A 4571-nucleotide genomic window follows, 5' to 3' on the forward strand; every position below is an offset into this window, starting at 1 on the left:
CCCGCTGGAATCGGGCCGGGGTCCCCCCGTAACATCCCACCCCGGGCACCCCGCTTTCACGCACCCGCCCGGGCACCCCATCATAAATCCGGACAACGAAGCCCTGCCAGCCCAGCCGAGCCGTCGAGACGGCGCACGCCGACTTCGCCGCCCTCCAGCAGCGCGACCGCAGCCCCAAGTAGTTACTCAGCGCTACACGCCGCCTGGCGGTAGCTGTACGAGAACAGGGCCGAGTCCATTGCCCGGCTCACCGCCGAGGCCGACGGACCTGAAGCCACGGCGCCCTCGCAGATCACGCACGGTGCCCCGCCCTCGGCGACGGATGCGAGAAGCCGGTCACGCAAGGCCCTTTCACCCCCGCAGGTACGCTCCCGTGCAAGCCGAGGCCGCGGCGGCCTCGGCGAGGCGCTCGCCGGTGGTCAGCAGGCCGTGGCAGAGGGGGCGGAGACAGCGCGGATCACCTCGTGGGCATCGGTTCCCTCAGCCGCCTCGCCCCGGTCGACGGCTTGCCGGACGCAGGGCGCCCACTCCTTGACGCGCGTATCCCACGAGGACGCCGGTTCGGGCAGCCGGAACGGGGGCGCGGAGACCGGCATGATCAGGTCGCTTTCGGTGATGGCCCGTACCGGCCACCGTAGTACCCGGGTACGACCGCCCTCACCCGGAATACCGCCCGCGGTCCGACGCCCACCACCCCCTGCGCGGACGAGCATCGACGCATGATTACGGCACAGGAACTCACCAAACGCTACGGCGACCGGACCGTCGTCACCGATCTGTCCTTCACCGTCCGCCCCGGCACCGTCACCGGCTTCCTCGGCCCGAACGGCGCCGGCAAGTCCACCACCCTGCGCATGATCCTCGGCCTGGACGCCCCCACCCGCGGCCACGCCACCGTGTCCGGCCGCTCCTACGCCGCCCACCCCGCGCCGCTCACCGAGGTCGGCGCGTTGCTGGAGGCCCGCTCCGTCCACCCGGGTCGCACCGCCCACCACCACCTCCAGGCCCTCGCCCACACCCACGGCATCCCCCGGAGCCGCGTCGAGCACGTCCTCGCCCGGACCGGCCTCACCGAGGTCGCCCACCGCCGGGTCAAGGGCTTCTCCCTCGGCATGGGCCAGCGCCTCGGCATCGCCGCCGCGCTGCTCGGCGACCCGGCCGCCCTCGTCCTCGACGAACCGGTCAACGGCCTCGACCCCGAGGGCGTCCTGTGGATCCGCACCCTGCTCAAGTCCCTGGCCGCGGAGGGCCGTACGGTCCTCGTCTCGTCCCACCTCATGAGCGAGACGGCCCTCACCGCCGACCACCTCGTCATCATCGGGCGCGGCCGGCTCCTCGCCGACACCACCGTCACCGACTTCGTCCGCCGGTCCGGCACGGGCACAGTCCAGGTCGCCAGCCCGGACGCCGCCGCCCTGGCCGGCCTCCTCGCCGCCCCCGGCGTCACCCTCACCACCGACGCCCCCGGCAGCCTCACCGTGCGCGGCACGGACGCCGAACACATCGGCCGAACCGCCGCGGCCCACGGCATCCCCCTGTACGAACTCACCCCGAACACGGCCTCCCTCGAGGAGGCCTTCATGAACCTCACCCACGACACGATCGAGTACACCGCCACCGTGGAAGGAGCGGCAGCATGACCACCACCGCCCCTGCCACCGTCGCCCCCGCATACCGGGTGACCCCGTACCGCGTCCTGCGCTCCGAATGGCACAAGCTGTGGACGCTCCGCTCCACCTGGATCAACCTCGCCGCCACCGCCGTCCTGACCCTCGGCATGGGCGCGGGCATCAGCGCCGCCTACGACGGCAGTGGCGAAGGCGGCCTCGACACGGTCGTCTTCGTCCTCCTCGGCACCCAGTTCGCCACCATCAACCTCGCCGTCCTCGGCATCCTCGCCACCGCGGGCGAGTACTCCACCGGCCAGATCCGCGCCACGATGACCGCGGTCCCCCGCCGCCTGCCCGTCCTGTGGTCCAAGGCCGCCGTACTGGCCGCGATCGCCTTCGTCCTCAGCCTGTGGACCAACCTGCTCACCTTCCCCCTGGCCCAGTCCTTCCTCACCGACACCGACCAGGCGGCCGCCCTCGGCGACGCGGGCGTCCTGCGCGGCCTGGTCGGCAACGCGGCCGGCCTCACCCTCCTCGCCGTCATGGCCCTCGGACTCGGCGCCGTCGCCCGCTCGATCCCCCTCGCGACCGGCGCCTACATCGGCCTCGTCATGATCGTCCCGGAGGTCCTGCGGATGCTCCCGTACGCCGTCGTCGACGACGCCGTCCGCTACTTCCCCGCCAAGGCCCTGGAGTCCCTCACCACCGCCCAGCACGGCCCGGGCGCGGCCACACCCGGCGCCGCACTGCTCGCCCTGACCCTGTGGGCGGCGGCCTCCCTCGCGGCAGCGGCGGTGACCATGCGCCGCCGGGACGTCTGACGCCGTGGCGCCCGCCGTGTTCCGCCCGGTGTTCCACTCTGTGTCCCGCTCACTGTTCCGCCCGGCGAACGAACCGACCACCATGGACCGCGTGGCGACGGAAACAACGAGAACCACGGAGACGACAAAGACGGCGGAGGACAAGCGGACGGACGAACGCACAGGCGCGGGCACCCGTGAGGTGGCGAGTGACCGCCCCGGCGAGCGCACGGCGGAACCCCTCACCCAGTACGTCCAACGCGTCACCCGGCGGGTGCGCGCCTGGGACCGGCGCCACCCACTGCCGTGGGACCTGCACATCACCGGCTTCTGGGTGACCGCCGCCCTCATCGACGTCCTCGGTGGTGGCTGGCTCACCACCACCCACAACCCCGACACGCCGGCCTGGCTCCTCCTGACGCTCAGCGTCGGCTTCTCCGTGCCCCTCCTGTGGCGGCGCACGCACCCCGCGGCGGCCCTGCTCGCTGTGGCCCCGTTCGCCTTCGTCAACGCATGGACCGGCACCGCCCTGCAGGCGTCCCTCCTCCAACTCGTCGTCATCTACCACATCGCCCTGCGCCTTCCGCTGCGCAACCTGTTGTGGGTGACCGCCCTCGTCCTCACCCCGGTCGTGGTCTCCGCGGCACGCCACGGGGAGGGCCGCTGGAGTCAGCAGATCGGCTCGCAGCTGACGTCCGTCGTCGTGGTGGCCCTCATCGGCATCACGGTCCGCACCCGGCAGAACCACACGGAGGCCCTGGAGGACCGGGCCCGCCGCCTCGAGATCGAACGCGACCAGCAGGCCCAGCTCGCCACCGCCGCGGAACGCGCCCGTATCGCCCGCGAGATGCACGACATCATCGGCCACAACCTCTCCGTCATCACGGGCCTGGCCGACGGCGGCAAGTACGCGGCCGCCAAGTCACCGGAACGCGCCGCCCAGGCACTGGACGCCATCGGCACCACCAGCCGCCAGGCCATGAGCGAACTCCGCCGTCTCCTGAACGTCCTGCGGGACGACGAGACCAGCCATCACCCCGCCGAACTGACCCCCCAGCCCACCCTCACCGACCTCGAGCAGCTCATCAACGGCGTCTGCGCCGCGGGCCTCCCCGTCCACACCACGGTCGAAGGCCTGGCCGACCTCCCCGCCGGCCGCCAGCTCACCGTCTACCGCGTCATCCAGGAAGCCCTCACCAACACCCTCAAGCACGCCGGCCCGAACACCACCGCCGAGATCACCCTCGCCTACGGCGGCCAGGGCGCCGTCGCGGCCACGATCACCGACACCGGCACAGCCGGAACGGGCACTCCCGCAGACGGCCGCGGCCTCCCGGGAATGCGTGAGCGAACCGCCCTGTACGGCGGCACACTTGAGGCCGGCCCACGCCCCCACCCCGAACAGGGCTGGCGCGTCCACCTGCACCTCCCGGAGGAAACCCCGCAGTGACCACCGTCCTCATAGCCGACGACCAACCCCTCCAGCGCTTCGGCTTCCGCATGCTGCTGGAGAGCCAGGACGACATGACGGTCCTCGGCGAGGCGTCCGGCGGCAGCGAAGCGATCCGCATGACAGCCGAACTGCACCCCGACGTCGTCCTGATGGACATCCGCATGCCCGGCATGGACGGCATCGAGGCCACCCGCCGCATCGTCGCCGCCGGCGACCGCACCCGCGTCCTCATCCTCACGACGTTCGACCTCGACGAGTACGCCTACGCAGGCCTCCGCGCCGGCGCTTCCGGCTTCCTCGTCAAGGACGCCCAGCCGGAGGAACTCCTCTCCGGCATCCGCTCCGTGGCCACCGGCGACGCGGTCGTCGCACCCAGCCTGACCCGCCGTCTCCTGGACGCCTATGCCCACCACTTGCCGACGTCCACCCGCCAGGACCCCTCCACGCCCACAACCCCGTACGGCGACCCCCGGCTGGAGACCCTCACCGAGCGGGAACGCGAGATCCTCACTGTCATCGGCCAGGGCTGGACCAACACGGAGATCGCCACCCGCCTCCATCTCGCCGAATCGACGGTGAAGACCCACGTCAGCCGCGTCCTCGCGAAGACGGGCTCGAGGGACCGCATCCAGGCGGTGATCCTGGCCTACGACACAAAGCTGGTGGAGCCGTCATAAACACAACGGGAAACGCAGAAAGCCCCGTGCC

4 protein-coding genes are annotated in these 4571 nt (G+C 71.9%); all 4 read left to right on the plus strand.

Annotation, left to right across the window (positions count from 1 at the left end):
* Positions 1–719: 719 nt before the first annotated feature.
* The 4 genes from AOK11_RS37080 to AOK11_RS37095 all read left to right on the plus strand — a co-directional run bounded on the left by AOK11_RS37080 (position 720) and on the right by AOK11_RS37095 (position 4540).
* Entirely contained in the window at positions 720–1640 is a 921-nt protein-coding gene (locus AOK11_RS37080) for an ATP-binding cassette domain-containing protein (RefSeq protein ID WP_055598019.1), read from the plus strand.
* On the plus strand, positions 1637–2431 hold the full coding sequence (locus tag AOK11_RS37085) for an ABC transporter permease (RefSeq protein WP_055598020.1): 795 nt from the start codon (positions 1637–1639) through the stop codon (positions 2429–2431). The genes AOK11_RS37080 and AOK11_RS37085 overlap by 4 nt, the downstream gene beginning before the upstream one ends.
* A gap of 82 nt (positions 2432–2513) precedes the next feature.
* The gene (locus AOK11_RS37090; protein ID WP_079035320.1) at positions 2514–3860 is read left to right on the plus strand and encodes a sensor histidine kinase; all 1347 of its coding nucleotides are present in this window, start codon (positions 2514–2516) and stop codon (positions 3858–3860) included.
* The gene (locus AOK11_RS37095; protein WP_055598021.1) at positions 3857–4540 is read left to right on the plus strand and encodes a response regulator; all 684 of its coding nucleotides are present in this window, start codon (positions 3857–3859) and stop codon (positions 4538–4540) included. The genes AOK11_RS37090 and AOK11_RS37095 overlap by 4 nt, the downstream gene beginning before the upstream one ends.
* Positions 4541–4571 lie beyond the last annotated feature (31 nt).

It is taken from the genome of Streptomyces hirsutus, assembly GCF_001418415.1.
In the GTDB taxonomy this organism is placed as follows: Bacteria; Actinomycetota; Actinomycetes; order Streptomycetales; family Streptomycetaceae; genus Streptomyces; species Streptomyces hirsutus.